This window comes from Bartonella sp. LB28NMGDW (assembly GCF_042194435.1).
Lineage (GTDB): Bacteria > Pseudomonadota > Alphaproteobacteria > Rhizobiales > Rhizobiaceae > Bartonella > Bartonella grahamii.
Window position 1 is genome coordinate 16,660 of record NZ_JBHIMX010000013.1, and the last position, 19,016, is coordinate 35,675.

At 39.2% G+C, this 19,016-nt stretch carries 14 protein-coding genes; all 14 read right to left on the reverse strand.

Annotated features, from left to right (window positions below):
* Positions 1-14: 14 nt before the first annotated feature.
* A complete protein-coding gene (locus ACFIKG_RS07430) occupies positions 15-1,046 on the reverse strand; it encodes a Fic family protein (RefSeq protein WP_375652004.1) in 1,032 nt (343 codons plus the stop codon).
* A 331-nt stretch (positions 1,047-1,377) separates the two neighbouring features.
* On the reverse strand, positions 1,378-3,258 hold the full coding sequence (locus ACFIKG_RS07435; protein WP_375652005.1) for a BID domain-containing T4SS effector: 1,881 nt from the start codon (positions 3,256-3,258) through the stop codon (positions 1,378-1,380).
* A 305-nt stretch (positions 3,259-3,563) separates the two neighbouring features.
* On the reverse strand, positions 3,564-4,844 hold the full coding sequence (locus ACFIKG_RS07440; protein WP_375652006.1) for a BID domain-containing T4SS effector: 1,281 nt from the start codon (positions 4,842-4,844) through the stop codon (positions 3,564-3,566).
* Positions 4,845-5,198: 354 nt separating this feature from the next.
* Positions 5,199-6,044 (reverse strand): BID domain-containing T4SS effector, encoded by an 846-nt coding sequence (locus ACFIKG_RS07445; RefSeq protein WP_375652007.1) that lies wholly within the window; start codon positions 6,042-6,044, stop codon positions 5,199-5,201.
* A 341-nt stretch (positions 6,045-6,385) separates the two neighbouring features.
* Positions 6,386-7,711 carry a BID domain-containing T4SS effector gene (locus ACFIKG_RS07450; protein ID WP_375652008.1) on the reverse strand — a complete coding sequence of 442 codons (1,326 nt, stop codon included), beginning with the start codon at positions 7,709-7,711 and terminating at the stop codon, positions 6,386-6,388.
* A gap of 310 nt (positions 7,712-8,021) precedes the next feature.
* Positions 8,022-9,620: a BID domain-containing T4SS effector gene (locus ACFIKG_RS07455; protein WP_375652009.1), complete on the reverse strand. Its 1,599-nt coding sequence runs from the start codon at positions 9,618-9,620 to the stop codon at positions 8,022-8,024.
* A gap of 1,233 nt (positions 9,621-10,853) precedes the next feature.
* Positions 10,854-12,770: a Ti-type conjugative transfer system protein TraG gene (traG, locus tag ACFIKG_RS07460; RefSeq protein ID WP_375626392.1), complete on the reverse strand. Its 1,917-nt coding sequence runs from the start codon at positions 12,768-12,770 to the stop codon at positions 10,854-10,856.
* Between the two features lie 154 nt (positions 12,771-12,924).
* Entirely contained in the window at positions 12,925-14,559 is a 1,635-nt protein-coding gene (locus ACFIKG_RS07465) for a BID domain-containing T4SS effector (RefSeq protein ID WP_375648602.1), read from the reverse strand.
* A gap of 10 nt (positions 14,560-14,569) precedes the next feature.
* Positions 14,570-14,785, reverse strand: coding sequence for an antitoxin VbhA family protein (locus ACFIKG_RS07470; RefSeq protein WP_015856714.1), 216 nt, complete (start codon positions 14,783-14,785; stop codon positions 14,570-14,572).
* 65 nt (positions 14,786-14,850) lie between these two features.
* A complete protein-coding gene (gene virB11 / locus ACFIKG_RS07475; RefSeq protein WP_375652010.1) occupies positions 14,851-15,921 on the reverse strand; it encodes a P-type DNA transfer ATPase VirB11 in 1,071 nt (356 codons plus the stop codon).
* On the reverse strand, positions 15,918-17,078 hold the full coding sequence (gene virB10, locus ACFIKG_RS07480) for a type IV secretion system protein VirB10 (protein ID WP_375652011.1): 1,161 nt from the start codon (positions 17,076-17,078) through the stop codon (positions 15,918-15,920). Before virB10 ends, virB11 begins: the two co-directional genes overlap by 4 nt.
* A complete protein-coding gene (gene virB9 / locus ACFIKG_RS07485) occupies positions 17,071-17,937 on the reverse strand; it encodes a P-type conjugative transfer protein VirB9 (protein WP_375652012.1) in 867 nt (288 codons plus the stop codon). Before virB9 ends, virB10 begins: the two co-directional genes overlap by 8 nt.
* Positions 17,934-18,638: a virB8 family protein gene (locus ACFIKG_RS07490; RefSeq protein WP_273788313.1), complete on the reverse strand. Its 705-nt coding sequence runs from the start codon at positions 18,636-18,638 to the stop codon at positions 17,934-17,936. Before ACFIKG_RS07490 ends, virB9 begins: the two co-directional genes overlap by 4 nt.
* On the reverse strand, positions 18,592-18,894 hold the full coding sequence (locus ACFIKG_RS07495) for a type IV secretion system protein VirB7 (protein ID WP_375626383.1): 303 nt from the start codon (positions 18,892-18,894) through the stop codon (positions 18,592-18,594). Before ACFIKG_RS07495 ends, ACFIKG_RS07490 begins: the two co-directional genes overlap by 47 nt.
* Positions 18,895-19,016 lie beyond the last annotated feature (122 nt).

Genomic DNA, 19,016 nt, shown 5'->3' on the forward strand with positions numbered 1-19,016 from the left:
TTTGCTCTTTTTAGTTATTTCATCGTTTGTAAGAACGGCTCTTTTTTTCTGGAAGCAATGTTTTTTGCTGGGTTTTGAGTTTTGGGCGCTGTAAAGGAGAGGGCGTCACCGATTTTTAATGTCTGTATTTGCTCTGGGGTGAGACCTTTTTTATTTCCCAAGATGAAAATCCCATTGGCATCAAGCATGAAGCCACTGGGTCCACTGCCTCTGTAGGTACCATGATAGGTTTCTCCTTCTTTTGCGACGACAGCGAGATAATAATTTTTTTCATCCAATCCAAGATTTCTTATAGATTTGGTAAATTCTTGTAAAATGAGCAATTTTTCTGGATTTGAGATATCCTCAAGCAGATGCTTCATAGGCTCTGGATCGCTATGTTCCATGGCAGCAGCGCGGACAAAGTCTTTACGTTTTTTGCTCACAAGAGAAAAGTCTAGCTCATGTCCTGCTGCTTGAGCGAGTTTTTCAACAAACAGTCTCTTTGTGCGCCTATTGCCCTCTCTGAAAGGGTGCAAGTGGTGCAAATCTATCATTATTCCAGCTGCTTGTTCAACGAATTCTTCGCGAGTTAAGCCTTGTAAATTATTCTTTTCAGCAAGCGTTTTATCTAACTTTTCTAGTCCCTCCTGTATTTTTCTGCCAATCGCAAAAGGTTTTGTAAATTCTTTTCTTTTCAAAATGGGCATAGAAGCAACAGTACCATCTTCAAATGTAAATGGTTTTTCGCGTGTTTGTCCGGCCCATTCAAATGCACGGGAAAAGAGGCGTTGATGAAGATATTTTAGATAGGAGGAATTAAACTGCTCAGGTAGAGGTTCTTGGCGCAGTTTTATCATTTCTTTTTTTACATCATCACAACATTGTTCCTTTAATATTTCTTGCTCTTTGATGCGGTATTTATTTTTAAGCACTTTGCTATTGGGATAAAAGAAATTCTGCGATGCTTCATTGATTTGCTTAGAAATGGCTGCACTAATTGCAGGGTGTTGTTCTTGCAATTCTTCGTGTGTGGAAGAGGCACAATGTTTAGTGTTTTCTTTCATGTATATTTCCTTTCAAATGTTAACATTATTTTTTGAAAGCTTTTTTTACATTTTTTGCCTTTAATTATTTTCATAGCGTTTTCTTCAAAGAAGAGTGCCCATTTGAATGATTGAAAAAATTGACCTTATTCGCATGGAACCAAGTTAATCATGGAACAAAGTTAAAGTTTATAATTTTGAAGTATTATCGTGAAATTTTATCAATGAATTCTGTAAAATAATGGGGTGTCTTATTCAAAGTTTTCTGTATTTCATACACCGCCTTTGGTGCAATCTTGGCAAGATAATTGCACCAAAGTTTTGGATAAAAAGCCAACAATTAGGAGATTTATTACGACAAAGCTATGGCTTTTGATGCTTCGGCTCTGCGCTGTCGAATATGCGGCTGGTCTTCTTGTCTACAAGTTTCTGCAACTTCTTGATGCCGCTTTACTGTTGAGCGTTCAGGCAGCTTCGGGGGTTGCGATAAGCTTTGCTGCTTTTGTAATTTTTTATCGAGATCGGTAAGTGGTTGATGACGTTTTTGTTGTTCTTCCTGATGGTTTTGCACAATGGTTTCTCTTAACTGTTTTATTGTATCAGCATAATCTTTAATGGCGGTACAAAGGGTAGGGATATTTTCTTCAGCGGCTTTGCGTGCTCCGTTTTTTATGCCAAGGGTTTTTCTACCAGCAAGTGGAGCAAAAGATGTAGAATCCTTTTCAATTTGAAATACAAGCTCTTCTCCCATACTTGGAATTTTGTGCATATCTTCCATTCTATATTGTAAAATAAATGGATCATCATAAACAATTTGGCACCAATATTGGATCTCTCTTTGACCATATTGAACCGATGGATCTTGTTGAACTCTGCGGGCAATTTCCTGATTTGAGAGAGGCTTTATTTTCTTTTCTGAATTGAGCGAATTTTGTAAATGTTGATTTATTGGCTCTTTCTCTTGTGCTTGTCGCTGATGTTGTTGTTCCGTGTGAGAACCTTGTGAAATATTTTCACTTTTTGTATATTTTGAAGTATACATATAACCGTTAATAGCAGCACATAGGGTAGGAAGAGTTTCTTCAGCTTGTTTGCGCGCGTTATTTTTTATGCCGAGAACTTTTCTACCAGCAAGCTTAGAAATAGACTTAGGCTGTTCTGTAATATCCCATAAGAGCTGTTCTCCCATATTGGGGTTTTCTTTGATTGCTTCTATTCTTTCTTCTAAAATAAGCCTGTTGCCATAAACCTTTTCGCACAAAAATCGTATTTCTTCTTGATATGCTACGAGCAACAGCTCTCTTTCCATTGTATTAATAGATGGTTTTTGTCCATGAGATGATCTTGGTTGTTCAATTGCTGTGTGTGGAGAGGCAGGTTTTGGGACGATAGTATCGCTTTGTTTTCTGTTTTCCATACGGTGCGGTTTTCTTGAAGGAGGGACGGCATATGTTCCACTGTCTTGTGATGATGAACTGCTTTGCTGTCTGACTTTCATATGTGATGGTGTTTTGGGTCTAACACTTGGGTCGTGTGTTTCAGGATTTTGGATTTTTGTACCGTTTTGTACTCTGTCTCTCATGCGTGGCGGTGTTTGCGAAGTAGGCGTTGCATAGAGGTGTTCTCCCTCTTGAGCTGTTGTTTTGTTTTGTTGCCTATCTTTTGCGCGTGGAGGTCTTTGTGGAGCTGCTTTTGTGTGCGGAGAGGAGTTTTCTTGGATTTGTGAGCTGGGGATTTTTGTTCCGGTTTGTGCTTTTTCCCTCATGCGTGGGGGTGTTTGCGAAGTAGGTGTTGCATAAGGATTTTCTTCCTTTTGAACTGTTGGTCTGTTTTGTTCTCTATCTTTTGCGCGTGGTGGTCTTTGTGGAGGCGTTTTTGTGTGCGGAGAGGAGCGTTCTTGGATTTGTGAGCTGGGTTGTAGATTTTCTTTTGCACGTGGTGGTTTGGGCGGAGCTACTTTTGTTTGTAGAGGAGGTGTCTCTTGGGTTTTGGTGCTGGGGATTTTAGCGCTGGAGGGCATTGTGCTGGTTTGAGTATTTGCTCTCATGCGGGGGGGGGGCGGTGGCGCAACCTTTGGGTGGTGTGATAAATTTTCTGGGCGTTTTTCTACAGTTGGTTTTGGCAAACTTTGAGAAACTTGGGAAGGAGGGGTTCTGGTGGGGGATTGTTCAGCCGGTTGTTGAAATTTTTCCATCATTTCGGTGATAAAAGGGGAGGGATTTCTTTTTTTCATGCATGTTCCTTTCAAACTCTTCCAATATTGTTTTTAAATACTATTTAAAAACGTACGTTGGTGTTTATTCTATTTTATGCTTTTTCATTTGCTTTTATGAGAGAGAATATGAAACTGAATGGTCTCGCACGATTTGACTCTCTTGGCTCAGATCATAATCATTCTCTAAAGATTGTTTTCTCCAGTGTTTGGGTTAAGGGACGGAAAAATAAATTTTCTATCAATTTTCTCTCTTTCTTGGCGCAAACACCTCTTTCCTGTGTTGCGCCAAGATGTTAGATTTAATGTGAAAACTTATGTCCTGTTTAGCTGGCAAAAGCCATCGCTTTTGGGGCGGCAGTTTTGCGAGGACGAATATCTGTTTCTCTTTGTTGCGTAGAGGGTGTTGCTCCTTCATGCGTTACTATTGAAGGCTCAGGGCGTTGAGCAGACTGTAAGACGCTTTGTTGTTGATGCAAGTTTTGCGATCTCTCAGAAGATGCTTCATTGTGTTCTTGTTTTGTCTGCTGAGTTTTTGAAAAGCTTTCTCTTACTTGTGTTACAGCCGTTGCATAATTGTCAGTGGCGTCAATGAGGTGAGAAAGACCAGCTTCAGCATGTCTGCGTGCTTTATTTTTAAAGCCACAAAAGTTGCGACCAGCGTACTTGTGAAAAGATTGAGGATTTCCGACAAGTTGCTGTGCGAGTGCTTCTATTGTTTCAGGGTTTTGGAAAAGTGTTTCCACTTGTGATTGCAAAATGTTTGTGTTGCCAAAAACAACTCCGCACCAATATTGAATTTGGGCATGGTGTCTTTTGACTTTTGAATGTTGGTGAATTTGGGTAGAAATTTCTACTTCTGAAAGCGTTGCTTTTTCACGTTGATCTGGTTTTTGTAGAAGTTTAGCGACGGCTTCCTTCCCCATAAAGCGTTCATAGTTTTTGAGTTCTTGCTCTGGAGATTGTAAGAGGTTCTCTCTTGCCTGTTTTACAGCTTCTGTATAACCATCAATGGTGACACTGAGAGCGGAATAACTCTCTTCCGCTTGTCTACGCACTCGATTTTTGAAGCCCAACGCGCTGGTGCCTGAAAGTTTAGCAATACTTTCAGGATATGCTGCCATGCGCCATGAGAGCTCCTCTCCTGCAGCTGGATTTCTTTGAATTTCTTGCATTTTTTCTTGCAAAATGTTTGGGTTACCATAGGCACTTGCGGATAAACGTTGGATTTCTTCTTGATAGGTTCGAACCAATGAATGGTGTGGAAGCAATAGAATGATTTCTTCCTCTGAGAGAACTCTTGTTGTCCTTTGGGTAACTTGTGAAGGAATTGTTGAGTGTGTCGTTTCAGTTTTTTGCTGCCTTTTGGTAGAGCTGCCTCTTGTTAACGAAGCTGTTGGATTTGTTGATGCATATACAGTTTCTTCGCTTAAAAGAGATTGTCTTTCCTCATCTTCTTCCGGTATGGATGACAGTCTTTTGCTTTTTGAAGGCGTTTCTTTAGGAAGGGGGGCTGCGCCTGAGACCTCTGCCGCTGCTTGTTCATAGAGCTTTATAAGTTCTTGTATTGAAGAGGATGGAAAAGGATGAGGGTGTTTTTTTTTCATGCATGTTTCCTTTCAAAAATTGTTTTAGAAAACCTCTTTGGTGCATTCTTGCCTTTTATGCTTGGATTGCTTTGAGACAAAAGAAATATCGAGCTGAATGAGTTTCCAAAGATCTGCGCTATTTGCAATCAGCTTAATGGACATTTGTGTCTTTTATACAGTTTTTTTGTGAAATATTATCAATAAGTTATCAATAGTTATCGTGAATTACAGGCGCCATTTTTAGGACTATTTTTTGTAACATTCTAAAACAATTCTTGGCGCAATCGCGATGAAACGATTTGCGCCAAGAAACTCACTGAAAAAAAGATTAAATGAAAAACAAAAACTATCTGTTTTTATGTTTATGCCCCCTTACATGGCATAAGAAAATCCTTTTTCTCCGTGTCTTTGTCGTTGAGGGCTGCGCTCTGGACTATTTTGTTCTTGTCCTCTTGTGTGATGATGATGATGACGATGATGGTGTCTCTCAACTTGCTGAGAATTTTCTTGACGGCGTCTTTGTTCCGCCAGAGGGGTGTGCAATAGCTGTTCCGTTGCATCTTCTACAGCTTTTGTATAACCGTCAATGGCATCAACGAGCAGTTTAAAACCGTCTTCAGCTGCTTTGCGTGCTTGATTTTTTAAGCCAAGTGTGGAGCGTCCAGCAAGCCTATGCATAGATTCAGGATTTTCAGCAAGTTGATTTGAAAGCTCTTTTCCTTTAGTGGGATCTTTAAGTATGTCTTGCAAGTGCTGTTGGAAAAGCGTGTCACTGTTATAAACAGTTGTACCCCAATGCACGACCTCTTGTGCATATGCTTGAACTTGTGGATTTTTTAAAAGTATGACACTTATTTGATCAGCTGTGAGGGAAGATGAAGATCTTCCTCTTTGTTGTGGAGCAACCATTGTATAGTCGGTTTCAGATTCTTGTTGCCTTTGATTATGGTGTCTCCCTTTGGAAGGAGAAATACTGCTAACAGTTGCGTATGTAACTTCTTCTTCGCGTTTTGGGGGAGCAACCTCTGTGTAATCGGTTTCAGATTCTTGTTGCCTTTGATTATGGTGTCTCCCTCTTGAAGGAGAAACACTGCTAACAGTTGCGTATAGAACGTCTTCTTCTGGTTTTGGTCCGCGCTGGTTTCCTCTGTTTGGTTTATTAACTGTTGCATAGAGGGCTTCTGGATTTGCAGAAGGATGTGGATGATGTTTTTTCATACATATTTCCTTTCAATATTTTTAGAAAACCTCTTTGGTGCATTCCCCACTTTTAGTTTTGATAACTTTTATATAAAGGAAGATATCCAACCGAATGACCGCCAAAGATTCTGCGCTATTCAATATTGATATGTAATGAACATTTATGTCTTTTATACAGTTTTTTTATGAAATTTTATCAATAAGTTACAATAAATTACAGGATCCACTTTTAGAACTATTTTTTGTAACATTCTAAAACAACTCTTGGCGCAATCACGATAAAATGATTTGCGCCAAGAAACTCACTGAAAAAAATTACATGAAAAACAAAAACTATCTGTTTTTACGTTTATGTCCACTTACATGGCAAAAGCCATTCCTTTTTCTCCATGTCTTTGTCGTTGTGGGCTGTGCTCTGGACTATTTTGTTCTTGTCCTCTTGCATGACGATGATGATGGTGGTGTCTGTGTTCTGCTTCTCTTTCTGGACTTTCTTGTCTTTGACCTCTTTCTCTTTCATGCTCCCGTGTAAACTGTTTATGGAGCTTTTGTGCCGTATGTATATGTCTCTCAAGAGCTGAGCAAAGGGGAGAAAAACTCTCTTCAGCTTCTCTGCGGCTTGGAGACTTTACACCAAGTATTTTGTGACCTGCAAGCTTACCAGCGCTTTCAGGATTTTCTGCAAGGCCCCATAAGATTTGCTCTGCATTTTGAGGATCGTCAAGAATTTTAGCAAGGTGGTCATTCAAAGCATGTTCGTTACCATAAACAACTCTGCACCACTCTTGCGTTTCTCTTATACCATATTGAAAGTCTACGTTTTTTAAAAGCTTTGTTGTAACCACATCTTTTGGGGTTCTGGGAGGGGGTGTTGCTCCTCTGCCAACACCTTGGTAGATAGGATTTTCTAGTTGTTCAGACTCTTGCCCACCTTCAGCTCCCATGCCAACCGTTGTATAGACAGATTCGAGTGGTTTTGGGGGAGAGGGCTCACCACGTTCACCAAATTCAAGCTCTGCATAGAGATGTTCTTCTGATTTTGAGGAACGTTGCAAATCCTGAGTGCTTCTCCTCGATGTATCGTAGAGGGGATTTATTAGCTGTTCGGATTCTGTCTCACCCGTTGCCAGATTAACGACGGCATAGGGATCTGTGAGCTTTTGGGCACGCCGCCCATCACTTGGTCTTCCACCAAGTCTGTCATAGGGATTTCCTAGTGGCTGTTGGGGAGCATAGATCGTTTCTGCTGGTTGTTGAAGTGTGTATTGTTGTTGGTTGCGCTGTTCTTTGGGTGGTTTATTAACCCTTGCGTAGAGGTCTTCTACATTAGGAGATCCTAGGTTTTGTTGGTCAAGTGGCTTTTGGGGAGTATAGATCGTTTCTGGTGGTTGTTGAAGTGTATAGTGTTGTGGGTTGCGTTGTTCTTTGGGTGGTTTATTAACCTTTGCGTAGAGGTCTTCTACATTAGGAGATCCTAGGTTTTGTTGGTCAAGTGGCTTTTTGGGAGCAAAGACCGTTTCTGGTGGTTGTTGAAGTGTATAGTGTTGTGGGTTGCGCTGTTCTTTGGGTGGTTTATTAACTTTTGCGTAGAGCTCTTCTACATTAGAAGCACCTAGATTTTGTTGGTCAACTTGTCGACTTAGTTCCTCTACATTGCTAGAAGGGCTTGGGTGACTTTTTTTCATGGCTGTTTCCTTTCAATATTTTTAGAAAACCTCTTTGGCGCATTCCCCACTTTTTTGATAACAACTTTAGGATAAGGTAAGATATCAAATTAAATGATCTCCAAAGATTTCGCGCTATTCATGTTTATATGTAATGGACATTTATGTCTTTTATACAGCTTTTTTATGAAATATTATCAATAAGTTACATCAAATTACAGGATTCATTTTTAGGACTATTTTTTGTAACATTTTAAAACAATTGGTGAGCGCAATGGAGATAAAATGATTGGCGCTAAGAGTCAGTTGGAAGGCAAAAGTTCACGCGTTTTTAGCCGGTAAGAGCAAGCGATGAAGAGCGACTAACTTTCAAGCTGCGGGCTTGAGATTGTGCTTCTTGGGTGTTCTTTACAGTATTCGCAATTTCTTTTGCTTTGCTTTCCGATGTCCCAAGGAGGCACGCTAGTCTGGTATGATCTTTTTCTTGTATGGCTTTACGCTCTTCTGAGGATAGACGATTGTGTAGTTGGCGCGAAAAGTGATGGAGTTCTTGTCGTAGTGTTGGAGAATGCAATAAAGCTTCCTTTTGTTGTTCTCTTGGTAAGGCAAAAAGGTTTTGTAAATTTTTTCCAGGTGTTTCGACAGCGTGACTCAGGCGATTTTGTTCTCTTTGATGTTGCTCTAAAATTTCTTCTTTTGTTTGTTGTGTTATTGTGGCATAATTTTTAAGGGCTTGGCTGAGTTGTGGAGCAGTTTGTTCCGCCATTCTGCGATTTGGGCTTTTCATGTCAAGTATTTTTCTCCCTGCAAGTTTAGAAATTGATTGAGGGTTTTGTAAAATTTCATCAGCAAATTGATTTCCTAAGCTTGGATCAGCCGTTAAGATATCCATTTTTGTATTTAAGGCGTGGATTTTACCATAAACAGTCTTTGATAAATTTTTGATTTCTTTTCGGCATGCTTCAACATAAGCGTCATTTGAAATCTTTGTGAATAACTCTTCATGGGTGAGAGATTCTAATGTTTCTTTTGGGATCAATATTTCTTTTACATTTTGAACGTTGGTTTTTTGAAAGCAGAGGCGAGTACCGTTTTGTAATGTTTTGACGAGTTCTGGGGGGAGGTCATCTTTGTGGCCGACGACGAAAGCACCCTCTACTTCCATGACAAAACCTTCTGCTGAAAAACCTCTAAAGACGCCTTCGTAGGTTACATCTTCTTTTGTTGCAACAACAACACGATTGTTAATTTCATCCAGTCCCGCGTTTCTCATTTGGAAGATGAATTCTTTTAAAACAAGGGATTTTTGCGGATGCGTGATATCTTCAAAAAGATCCTTCATCGGTTGGGGATTGCCATATTGCATGGCTTCAATACAAGCTGCTGTCATGCGTCTTTTTGTGATGAAAGAAAAGTCAATGGTATGTCCTGCTGCTTGTCCAAGTTTTTCCATAAACATTCGATTTACGCGCCCATTCCCTTTTCGGAAAGGATGTGCGTGCTCGAGCACCATAAAAACTTCAGCGGCATTTTCAGCAAATTCTTGGCGCGATAAACCTTTTAAATTGTTCTTCTCATTAAGTGTTTTTTCGAGTTGTTTTAGTTTTTTTTGAATCTGCGGTCCGACAGCAAAAGGAACTTCATAACCTTTGGGACGCATCGCTGGCATATGGGCAGAGGTTCCGTCTTCAAATGTAAAGGATACATCGCGGGTTTTTCCAGCCCATTCAAAAGTTTTGTGGAAGAGGTTCCAGTGAATTAATTTTAAATAAGTGGAATCAAATTTTTGTGGAAGTGGTTCATGGCGAAAATTGACAGCTTCTCTGGCGGTATCATGGGCACAGCGTTCATACAGTTTTTTGGGATCTTTTATGCCATATTTATTTTTGAGTGTTAAGGTACCTTTATATAAATAATTTTGCTCTAACATATAATCTCTCCTAAGTAGGGTGGTGGTTGATAAGCGTCTTAAACGCTGCATATGAAAAATTCCCCTTCGCGTATTCTTTTGAGATTTTTGGTGTTATGAGAGGGAGTGCTTTTCCCTCAAGTGTATGGATGGTTGTATCGATCGTTTTGTGATACTTTTGAAAGGTTTTTGGGTGAGAAATGCCAAATGTTCTGTTGTGATTGTTTTCATGTATATTTTCTTTTTTCATTTATTTTTGGAAAGATTTTTTGATGTTTCTTTTTGTTTATTATCCTGTTGTGCTGTAAAATACTGGTATTGAAGGTGCTGGTATGAATCCCATGAGTGGTCAGAAAATGGATTATCTACAAGTTGACTCTGGAAAAAACTCCATTCTTTGAGGTGTAAGGAAGAGGTCAAAAAGAAAAACGTTGCTTAAAATTGTTGGTTTTTTTCTTTTGATAAAGTTATTTGTAAGAGCGCTTTGATGAAGATCGTGGATATGGCGGGTGCAATCGCTCTTGGTTTGCGGATGGAGTTGGTACTTTTCATACACAGTACTTAGATTAGTGAATCTATGGGCAAAAGCAGTCATCAAGAATCTTTCTCCATTATGTTTTTCTTATTGCTCCATACGAACATCTTGCCATATGAACATCTCGTTTGTGTATGTTTGAAACAAATTGTTTTTTATTTTGATTGTTGCTCTTATCGTATTGCGCTTCTTTAAGATCCATAAGAGAGGAATCCCTTTCTTTGGTTGGGGAGAAAGGCTTTTTTTCAGCGCTTTATCATTAAAGTAGAACACTTTATGATATCGTAAAGGGGGAAAAGCTTGTATAAGGATGATTTATTCATTTTGATGTATATCTAAAATGTTTTTTTTGGAAAAGTCGATGTTCTTGAATGTAGGTGTCTTGAGAGTTCTTATCTCAAAGATTAAATTTTGGGTTGTTTGTAGGGGACAAATTATACACAAAAAGCTTTGGAGGAATGTATTTGCAGACTTTCCTCAGTGGAGATGTTGGTTTAGTTATAGGTGATTTGATGAGGGGATTGGTGTTTTTTATAAAGACGATGGGCGCTGGTAAAATGATACACAAAATACAAAAAGGAAAAAACACGGATTTTTTTTATCATGTTTTCCCTATGTGTGTGAGGAAGCGGGTAAAAACTTTTTGTTAACGGGCTTTTAAAAAACAGAAATGTATATTGTTTTTGTTCTTTTCATAGTCAAGATCTCATAAGAGGAGGTTAGTTTTTCTTTTGTGGGGCAAAGCGGTTTTTTGCAGCTGCGGCTAACATTTCTTTTCTTCTGAAATAGATAGCGCGACCACATCGCAAAGGAGGTTGTCCTTGCATAAGGATAATTTGTTCGTCTTGACGCATTTCTTGAATAACTTCATGGGGTAAAATCAGAGCTCTTTGTTGGTAATTGACGTTGTATGAACCCTTTCCTAAAGATAAGCCTCTTGATTTGCTTGTTCCGGTTACTTCAACGGTCATTTGTCCACAGCGTTCTGAAATGTCTTTGGCAGTTTGGAAGTCTTTAATGGCAGCATAGCTGACAAAGGAGCAGCTTTCAAACCATGAACGTGCTCCAGCTTCTCCAAAGTGATTGACCAACTGACCAGAAGATTGATAAAAAAGCATTAAGGATGTACCGTATTTACGTCCACGATCGCGCGCTTCTTCTAAAATATTCATATAGCCTAGAAGATCAACTTCATCTAAGACAAATAAAACACGCTTTTTATAGTTACCGTCTGCTGTAACCATGGCATTGAGAAAGGCGCCAATAATCACGCGTCCAATAGCTGGATAACTGTTTAAAATGCTTGCGGGGAGATTGAGAAAAACATCTGTATTGCCATTTGTAATATCTGAGGAAAAAAAATCATCTCCGCAGACAAGATCTGCGTAATTGGACAAAGAAAGCCATTGAGTGTCTTTTGATGCGGTTGTATAGACTCCTGAAAAGGTTTGCTCTGCCATTTCTGTAAAAATGCCAACCATTTCGCGAATAAAAGGAGAAGGTGTTGTTTCTTGAATCATACGTAGTTGATTGACAACAGCTGTTTCTGATTGAGAGAGAATTCCACGCAATGTTTTTAAATTGCGCTCGTTGTCTTTATATTCATCAGAAAATATAACATGAGCAAGAAGAGCTGTTAAAAGGTTATGAGCTTGTGTCGAGAAATATTCCGCTGAAGAATTGTCTGATTTTTTATCTGTAAGAAGCAACTTAGAAAAGCTTACAATATTTGCTTCGCGTTGTGTTCGTGGTACGCTGTCGTCTAAAAGCCAATCGATGACATTAAAATTTTTTGTTAAAAATGAATTGGGATCGAGAACAATGACATTTCTATTCCCCATCTTTTGACGCGCAAATTTGACCATTGGGGCAACTTCTGTTGAAGGATCAAGACAAATAATAGACCCTGGATAGGTTAAGCACGTAGGAACTACTGTACTTGTGGTTTTATAGCCACCAGAACCAGCAAAAAAGATCATATGAGTTGAGCCAAAATCAAGATTAAAGGTTAGCAAAGGGGCCGTCCCACCCTTTCCCCATGTTGTTTTATTGCCAGGTGCAAAGGGAATTTTGCACACATTATCTTGATCAACACGGTATCTTTCACCCACAACAATTTGCCCATTGGCAGGAAAAATTTTCGCTGCCTCTCTTAAATTCATCCACGCGGATTCACCAAACACACCTTTTTTTGCTCGCCTGACCTTATTTTTAGGTGGAGAGGTTGTTATCAATTGAATAACGGAAAAAAAAACACCAATGATGATGCCAAAGACAACCATGGGGTCCATGAATTGAAGCGCATAATTCCACGTTATTCCTTGTTGTCCAACATAGGGACTTAAACGTTTTATTTCTCCACCAATATAATAAAGAGCTGCGGTTCCAAAAAAGATAAGGGAAACGAAAGTAATTCCTTTACGTAAGTGCAGCTTTTGCGAGAGACTATAAAACAATGACACAGCAGCTGTTAGTGCTAAGACTAGTAAAGGTTCTGAACGAAGTGTCCAATAAATTTGATTGCTCTTTAGTCCATTTGTTATAAACAACAAAAAATGAGGAACAAAGAATATCGTTAAAGCACCTAAAGCGATTGGTGTTAAAATGAGTACCATTTGTGTCTTGGTATATTTCATTGTATTTACTTTCAATTCTATCAGACGATGCTGCGAAAAGCTCTTTTTTCAGGTGTGTGATATTAAACTCTCTCTTTTTTGAAAAAGCGCAGATGACGCCAAACAGTTCTCGTTTATGAGCCCTTCTTATAAAGGAGGAAGCTTTTATCCATTCTTAGCAAGCCATAGCAAATGCTTTGGAACGATGCATTGTGCATACTTGTGTTTGCTGATGTAGCTCTTTGGCTTGCTTAACGGTTTGTGTAATTTGTTTGGCTTTATTTTCTGATACACCAATGCTTTGAGCCAGTGTTTCATACTCATTATTTTTGACAGCTTTATGTTCAGTTAGTGAGAGACGGCTATTGATGTTTTTTACAAAGTCGGTAAGCTCTTTTTGAAGTAAAGGATTTTTTGCTAAAGCTTCTTGCTGTAATTCTTTTGGCAAGGTGAAGAGCTCTTGTAAGCTTTTGCTTGGCATTTTTACTATTTTTGCACGACGACTTTGTTCTGTTGCATGTTCTTGAGTAATTTCCTTCTCCGCATGTTTTACAGCATGGGCGAAATTTGCAACGGTAGTACAGAGCATCTCAAGATGATTTTTAGCGTTTGCACGTGCTTGATTTTGTAGTCCACATAAACTGAAACCTGCAAGATGAGAAACAGAGTGCGGTGCTCTTTCAATCTGGTTGGCGAGCTGTTGGCCTAAGCTTGGATTTTTGATGATCTCTAGCATCTGTTTATCTAATATTTTTTCTTTACCATAAACAATTTTTGCCAATTTCTGGACCTGTTTTAGGCTTGCGTGGACGCAAGAATCTTCTGAAACCATTTCGGCTTTTTTATTTTCTGTCAAAGGAGCTAATCTTTCTTCTGGAATGAGAATGCTTTCAAGCTCTTTTGTTTTTGGAACTGTAAAGGTAAATTTGTCACCGGGTTTTAATGTTTTGAGTTGTTCTGGTGTGAGATGCTCTTTATTGCCGATGATATAAGCCCCTTTCACATTGAATGCAAAGCTATCATAACCAGCACCTCTATACATTCCTGTGTAGGTTTCACCTTCTTTTGCAACCATAACGGGACGATCATTAACATTGCGCCCAAGTTCTTTCATGTTGTTCATGAATTCCTTTAAAAGAAGTATTTTATTGGGATTAGAGATATCCTCAAATAGATGTTGCATTGGTTCTAGATCACCATTTTCTGCTACAGCAACACTGGCGAGCATCATGCGTTCTTTTGTAACAAGTGAAAAATCAAGCTGATGGCCTGCTGCTTGAGCGAGCTTTTCAAAAAAGACCCGTTGTGTACGTCCGTTGCCTTCTCTAAAAGGATGGAGCTGGTTAAGGAAGTTAAATAAACTTATTGCTTCAGAGTTAAATTTCTCACGCGTTAAGCCTTGCAAATTATCTTTTTCGGCAAGTGTTTGATCTAATTTTTGTAAACCTTCAGGGATTTCATCACCGAGTGCAAAAGGATTTTCCCATCCTGTTCTTTTCATTTCGGGCATAGCGGCTGTGGTACCATCTTCAAATGTAAAGGGAAGATGGCGAAGATGACCAGCCCATTCAAAGGTATTTTTAAATAACTGATAATGAATAGAGCATAGATAGGAGGTATCAAATTTTTCTGGTAGGGGGGCTGCACGCAGATTAACCATCGCTTTTGCTGTATCATGCGAGCATTTCTCCAGAAAGGATTTAAAGTTTTTTATTCCATATTTATTTTTGAGTGTTGTGGTGTTCGGGTAGACATAATGATGAGGAGAAACTGTCTGTATATTTTTTGTTTTTTCTTTTGCTTTCGGCATCGTAGCTTCCTTATAATGTTACGTTGTCCATGAGAGTATTAAATTCCTCGAGTGAAATATTCCCCCTTGCATATTCTTCTAAAATTTTTAGCGTTTTGGAATGTAGCGCTATTCCCTCTATTGCATGGGTGCTGATGGCTGCTTCAACCGCTTCACGGCGTTGTTTTAATTCTTCTACTGTCATAGGTAAAAGGTTTTCGCTGTTTTCTGTTGCTTTGGTTTTCATGCATTTTTCCTTTTATGTGCAATCGTTGCTTTAAAAGAGCCTTTAGCAACCGATGTGATCTTCTTTTAGTCTCCTCCAAAGATGTTTCGTTGTTTGAAGGGATCATAATAAATTTCTGTGACCTTAAACTTTCCTTCAACCCGTTTGCATTGGATGATGATATCAATCATTGAAATCAACAGTCCTCGAATATCATCACGCTCTAAATCACCTCCTCCGTCACTTTCTTTGACCAAAAGGGTCATTTGCTCAAAGGCAGCAAGGGCTGTTGAGGCATGAACCGTTGTAATGGAACCTGGATGACCTGAATTGACATTGCGGATATAATAAAAGGCTGTACCATCTCGAAGCTCTTGCAAAAGAATACGATCAGGACGCATCCGTAAAGATGATTCAAGCAACTCTTTGGGTCCAACAGAGGCTAAGCCTTGTCCATCTTTTGAATAGAACATCGAGACATGATTAGGGTGCGGTATCACCAATTCTTGTGTATCTTCAATGGTAATAATACGCTCTTCTTGAGGAATTTTGGCGATTAATGCTTTTGATAATGTTGTTTTACCCGAACCAGTTTTTCCTGCAATTAAAATATTTTTCTGGCATTTTACAGCTTGATTTAAAAAGGAGACAAAGTCTTTATTGCAGTAGGCATGAGCTAAGTTATGCTCGATGATTTTGAGTTCGTTAAAACGAGAAAGATAATCATTCAATGGCGTGAAAGATATCTGTTCACACAGTGAAAACAGACCTTTATTCGCGAGCTCTTCGAGAGAAAAACTCTGCGATGATGGTTTGCGAATTGTCATACTAATCGTGTTTTTTTCGACAGCCGGCGGAATAACAACTTGAATGCGCTCATTACCTGGCAGAGTAGCCGATAATATTGGATTCTTGTCTGATATGTTTTGCTTGGAATAGGATGCGACAACTTTCGCAATCCCCATAAGCTCATTAAAAGAGAGAGCCGGTGCTTCTATTGTTTTCCATCCATCAAACCCTTCCGTCATTACTTGATAGGGACGATTGATAACAATTTCAAAAAGACTTTCATCTTTCAAAAAAGCACGGATGGGTTCAAGTTTTGTGAGAACAATCGCGATGGTTTCATCGCTCATGGTATGTAAGTTTGAGTTCATTTTAAAGGTATCACAGAATTTTTGTAAAAGTTTCTTGAAACAGCTCGATTGGTAATCTGTTTTTTATTTTCGATGACTTTCAATTTATAGACGCTGGAAAAATCCAAATCGCGGGCAACAAAGATATTCACCATTTCCCCTTGGTTTTTGGATAATGTTGGAGGAATATTGGCGTAATTTTCTACGAGAATGTTTGCGATGTTTTGTCCGGAAGAGATTGTTTCAGTTTCTTCTTTTTCTTGTTTTTTTGCTAAACGTTTATTGGCATAGTTTGTCGCATCTTTTATCAGGGAGACAAGAAGCGCAGATCCAATCCTCTCTAACCAATGGTTATCAATATCTCCATCTATACCAGAACGCCCTAAACTGTCTGTTGCAGGTGAAGCTAAGGATATAATGATACCATTAGGGGTTTTTGCTCTATTCCATAGCACAAAGAGACGTGTTTGGCCTTTTTTCAAGCCGGCGCGATATTCACCAACAATTTGGGTGCCTTTATCAAGAAGGACAACACGACCATTGTCTGATAAGATATCTCTGGAGACGATACAACTGGCAAAACCTTGTTGATCACTGTTGATGGCTGTTTCTAAAATACAAGGGATAGAAGTTCCCATCGCGATGATGTAGTTTCGATTGCCAAGGGTTGAAGCACGAATACCTTCAAGCACTGTGGGTTTGAGAAGATGATTAAAACGTTGTGTCGTTTCATCAGGTTTACTTTCAAGTTGGTGAGGCAATACACCATTATTTGTTTGTGAATCTATTTTGCCTTGTTGTGTATTTGCATAAGCTAATACAGGAGCACGTTGTGCTGCTTCCAGAAGTGAGTCATCAGAATTTAATTGATTGATGTTTGGTGTTGGTAGCTCGACTTTTGGCAATAGAGCGTTATTTCGTTGAGGCTGTTCAAGGGGGGAGGGGGTAGGCTTTGCAGGGCGAAAAAGCTCTGTTTGTTTTATAACTTTTCCTTCTTTTGAAGATTCAATTGGTTGTTTTTTTTCTGTAACAAGTGTTGAATAGGCTAAATAAAGACAGACACTGAAAAGAATAATAAGAGCAATAGCTTTCCCTACATTGTTCTGTTGACTTTTTCCTTGAGCATTTTTTATTGTATCGCGATCATTGATGCTTTTTTCATCCACGGCGTTATTCATGGCTGCTTCCTAGGTTCACTTTACGTTGTACAGATGGTGATGTCGTACCTGTTTCAGGGTTAATTCCTTCTGGTACGAACCTTTTATTAAAGATGCACAATACTTCATTCCCACGCCGTAGCGTGAATTGTGCAGCTGTTGCATGAACAATAACTTTGTTGCCTTTAATCGATTTGGGAATAAGAGCTTCTTGCCCATCAGGCGATACAATGTAAATGGCAGGGATTTCAATGTTGCCTAAAAAGGTAAAGGTTGTTGTTTTTCCATTGTCATAGACAGACGCAGGTTCAATGAGGGATGAGCCTTGGGCTTCATAAGCCCAATTGCGTGGTCCAAAATCTTCATGGATATTTAAAACATCATTGACAAAGTTTTCTTCACGTTGTTTTGCTTTTTCTGCTTCGGCTAATTTCTTACGTAAGGCTTCATCTTCTGGATAACGAAACTTTACCAAGAAATACGTCTCATTGCCGGCTGAAACATCGCCTTCACGGACTTGCAGCTCGAATTGATAAGAGCGTTGTGTACCATCTTGGCGGCTTGTGACAATTTGTAAATTGGTCACAGGTTGGACTTCACGCGGCTTGAGAAAAACAAAGTGACCAGCCGGCGCAACTTGCCAAGCAACGGAATTTCCAATTCCTACATAGGTCACGTTTTCATCATCGGCAAATTCTAGCTGAACTGAAGAGCGAATGGAGCCAATGATTTGTACGACGTTGTAAGGGTCATAATTGACAAATCTGATGCGGTTATCTTTACGTGCACTGACAGGCGCTGTTTCCGCAAATGAGAGGACTGTGTGAAAGCTGAGAGTAATCGTAAAAATTAAAAAGATTGTTTGTAAAAGTCTGATCATTTTATCACCTCTGGATCAGATCTATATTCCGATACTTGAAAACCAAGTGGGTTGATGAGACGGTCAGATGTTGAAATGTGTGCGTTCACGTAGGAAAAATTTAAGATTGAAATCCAATGGGAAATATTTTCTTTTTCATTAAAGTCTCTGACCGTTTTATAGTAACGAACTTGGATAAGATCTTTGCTTATAAAAGAGATTGATTTGATTGTGACGGTAGCAATCATGTTATGATAAATATTTTGCGGACTTTCTGGATTATTGCCCGCGTACCATTTTGCAAAACGGTTTTGTTCTTTTGGAGAAGATAAAAGAGAAACTAAGCGAAAATTGTTTTCTGCTTCGGATGCTTGAAAACCTTCACGGGCACGAACATATTGGCTGGCAAAATAACGCGTTATCGCTTCATCATAGTCGTTAGGGGATTCTTTGAGGGCGCTTACAGTATCAATAATGCCTGTTGAGTTATCAACGCGGATAACAAAAGGCTCTACCGTTTTCAAAGGCGTCAAAGCTGCGACAGCTAAAGCCAGCGCAATCGTCATCAATCCAAAAAGCACTGTTAAAGCCATGGAAATTTTCATTCGCACGCGCATGCTATGCATGCGATCAATGTCAAATGAGCGGGCTTCTTTTATATATTCTTCAAGGGCATCACTTTTCACGCGTAACCTCCACAGTTTTATCAGATCGTGCTTCATGAATAACCGGCTTTAATAAAGCTGAATTGGCTGTTGCTTTTTCACTTTCCAAAGTATTGAGAATGATAGGAGTTGTAACAGTCTTTACGCTCTTTTCTGGGTGGACAACGTTTTGATTGTCCCAATTCCACTTATCTTTATTTAAAGCACGTGTATGTTTGCCATTACAGCGTGGTGGTTTTTTGGGGCCACTCAAAGAGGCGCAACCAGTAAGAGCGATTGTTAGGACCATAACAAAAGTTATTTTTCGTTTCATTTTTTGAACTCACAAATATCTTGGAATACAATGCATGAGAGCCTTTATTTTGGACACTTTTACAAGTCTATGTGATGCAAGACTTTGATTGGTTTTGTTGTAAGACCCGAGATGTTAGGTCT